This is a genomic window from Streptomyces sp. sk2.1 (genome assembly GCF_008120935.1).
GTDB lineage: Bacteria > Actinomycetota > Actinomycetes > Streptomycetales > Streptomycetaceae > Streptomyces.
In genome coordinates this window covers 1-2,295 of sequence record NZ_RDBO01000123.1, presented here as the reverse complement: position 1 = coordinate 2,295, position 2,295 = coordinate 1, and the positions used below count along the sequence as shown (strand labels likewise).

Here is a 2,295-nt window from a genome sequence, read left to right as displayed (position 1 = left end):
CCCCCGGAAACTCCCCGACCGCGTCCACACCCCCCTCGACCAGATCCCACAAACCCTCCGGAGACACCACACCACCCGGAAAACGACATGCCATACCGACAATCGCCAGCGGCTCATGAGCCCTGTCCTCGACATCAGCCAACTGACGACGCGTCTGCTGCAGATCGGTCGTCACACGCTTGAGGTACTCGCGGAGCTTGTCTTCCGTCGTCGGCATGCAGAGCCATCCCCTCGGACTACCCGGGCACTGGTCCATGGGTGGCAGCCCGACCTACATGCGCCCACCCGTTCGGCTCGTAACCCTTCAGGCCGGGCCTTGGTTTGCTCTTAATGCGACCTAAAGCGTCGTCCGGAAATCGACGCCGGCCCGCTCGCACGGCACCCGCACCGGACGGCAGGGGTTGCCATTTAGCAGGAGTTAAGCAGCGGTGTCTACGCTTCCCGACGCTCTCTCAGCCTCACCGTACGGATGCATATAGCTCGAGCGAGAGGTCGACAAGATGACCGACCCCGGTACCTCTGAAAAACTTTCCTTTCCCATGCCCCGGACATGTCCTTTCAGTCCGCCCGCCGAATATGCGCGGCTGCGTTCCGAGGAGCCGATGTCCCACGTCGTGCTGCAGAACGGCAGGACTGCCTGGCTGGCGACGCGCCACGAACACGTGCGCACCCTCCTGAGCAACCCTGCGACCAGCTCGAACCGTGCGCACCCCGCCTTTCCCGCGACGGTCGCCGACATCGGGGTCTTCGCGCAGAAGGGTTTTCTGCTCTCGATGGACTCGCCGGAGCACGCGTTGCACCGCCGGATGGTCACCAGCGAGTTCACGGCCAGCCGTATTCGTCGGCTCCGCCCCCGTATTCAGGAGATCGTCGACGAGTGCATCACCCGGATCCTGGATTCCGGCAATTCGCGCCCGATCGATCTGGTCCAGGAACTCTCGCTTCCGGTTCCATCGCTCGTCATCTGCGAATTGCTGGGAGTGCCTTACGGGAGCCGGGGCATTTTTCAGAAGTACACCGAGGTCCTGCTCGACCGGGCCAGCACTCCCGACGACCGGAAGCACGCATTCGGTGCCCTGCTCGCCTTTCTCGGCGACCTCGTCGACAGCAAGGCCGAGGAACCCGACGACGCGCTGCTGAGCCGGCTCACGGTGAAGTACCGGGAGGCGGGCATCTACGACCGCGAACTGCTGACCGGCTTCGCCGTGCTGCTGCTCATCGCCGGTCACGAGACCACCGCGAACATGATCTCGCTCGGTGTGACCGCCCTGCTGCGCGAGCCCGAGAAGCTCGCCCGTGTCAAGGCCGATCCGACGCTGACCGCCGGCGCCGTCGAGGAGCTCCTGCGGTACTTCAGCATCGTCGACTACCCCACGGCCCGCGTGGCGCTGGAGGACATAGAGGTCGGTGATGTCGTCGTCCGTGCGGGCGAAGGGTTCATCGCCTCGGCGGCCGCCGCCAATCACGACGAGCGGGTGTTCCCCGATCCGGGCGAACTGGATCTGCAGCGCGAGACGTCGGGCCATGTCGCCTTCGGCTTCGGAATCCACGCCTGTCTCGGCCAGAACCTGGCCCGTGCGGAACTCGAGATCGTCTACAACACGCTCTTCAGGCGCATACCCGAACTGCGCCTGATGTCGCCTCCCGAGGAACTTCCCTTCAAGGACGCGACGGTATTCGGAATCCATCGACTGGAGGTGACGTGGTGAGCCGTCTGCTGATCACGATCAATGAAGAAGAGTGCTGCTCGTCCGGAATCTGCGCGATGACCGCCCCGGACGTCTTCGACCAGCGGGACGAGGACGGCGTCGTCGTGCTCCTCTCGCCGGAGCCGGAACCGGCACTGCACGCCGAAGCGCGAAAGGCGGCTCGCAGCTGCCCCTCGCTCGCCATTGAAGTGCAGGAAGTCTGACCGACTTCGCTGCCGCACCGTTCCGCTGCCGCAACGCTCCGTTGCCGCGCTGCTCCGTTGCCGCACCGTTCCGTCCGATCGCATGCCAGGCCGCCTCGAAAGGGTCCGCCCCGTGGGAAACACCGAAGAAAAGTTCCGCGAATACCTGAAGCGAGCAACGGCCGATCTGCGTCAGGCCCGTCGTCAGTTGGCTGATGTCGAGGACAGGGCTCATGAGCCGCTGGCGATTGTCGGTATGGCATGTCGTTTTCCGGGTGGTGTGGTGTCTCCGGAGGGTTTGTGGGATCTGGTCGAGGGGGGTGTGGACGCGGTCGGGGAGTTTCCGGGGGACCGGGGCTGGGATTTCCGGGGGACCGGGGCTGGGACGTGGCGGGTCTGTATGA

At 64.9% G+C, this 2,295-nt stretch carries 4 protein-coding genes; 3 read left to right on the top strand and 1 reads right to left on the bottom strand.

Annotated features, from left to right (window positions below):
• A partial coding sequence (locus EAO76_RS41095) for a polyketide synthase docking domain-containing protein (protein ID WP_222872258.1) occupies positions 1 to 217 on the bottom strand: 217 nt, incomplete at its 3' end.
• 283 nt (positions 218 to 500) lie between these two features.
• Here EAO76_RS41095 and EAO76_RS41090 point away from each other — a divergent pair.
• The 3 genes from EAO76_RS41090 to EAO76_RS41080 all read left to right on the top strand — a co-directional run.
• A complete protein-coding gene (locus tag EAO76_RS41090) occupies positions 501 to 1,709 on the top strand; it encodes a cytochrome P450 (RefSeq protein ID WP_222872257.1) in 1,209 nt (402 codons plus the stop codon).
• Between the two features lie 5 nt (positions 1,710 to 1,714).
• Positions 1,715 to 1,912: a ferredoxin gene (locus EAO76_RS41085; RefSeq protein ID WP_148841347.1), complete on the top strand. Its 198-nt coding sequence runs from the start codon at positions 1,715 to 1,717 to the stop codon at positions 1,910 to 1,912.
• A 112-nt stretch (positions 1,913 to 2,024) separates the two neighbouring features.
• Positions 2,025 to 2,295: polyketide synthase docking domain-containing protein (locus EAO76_RS41080; RefSeq protein ID WP_222872256.1), on the top strand; the 271-nt coding region annotated here is incomplete at its 3' end.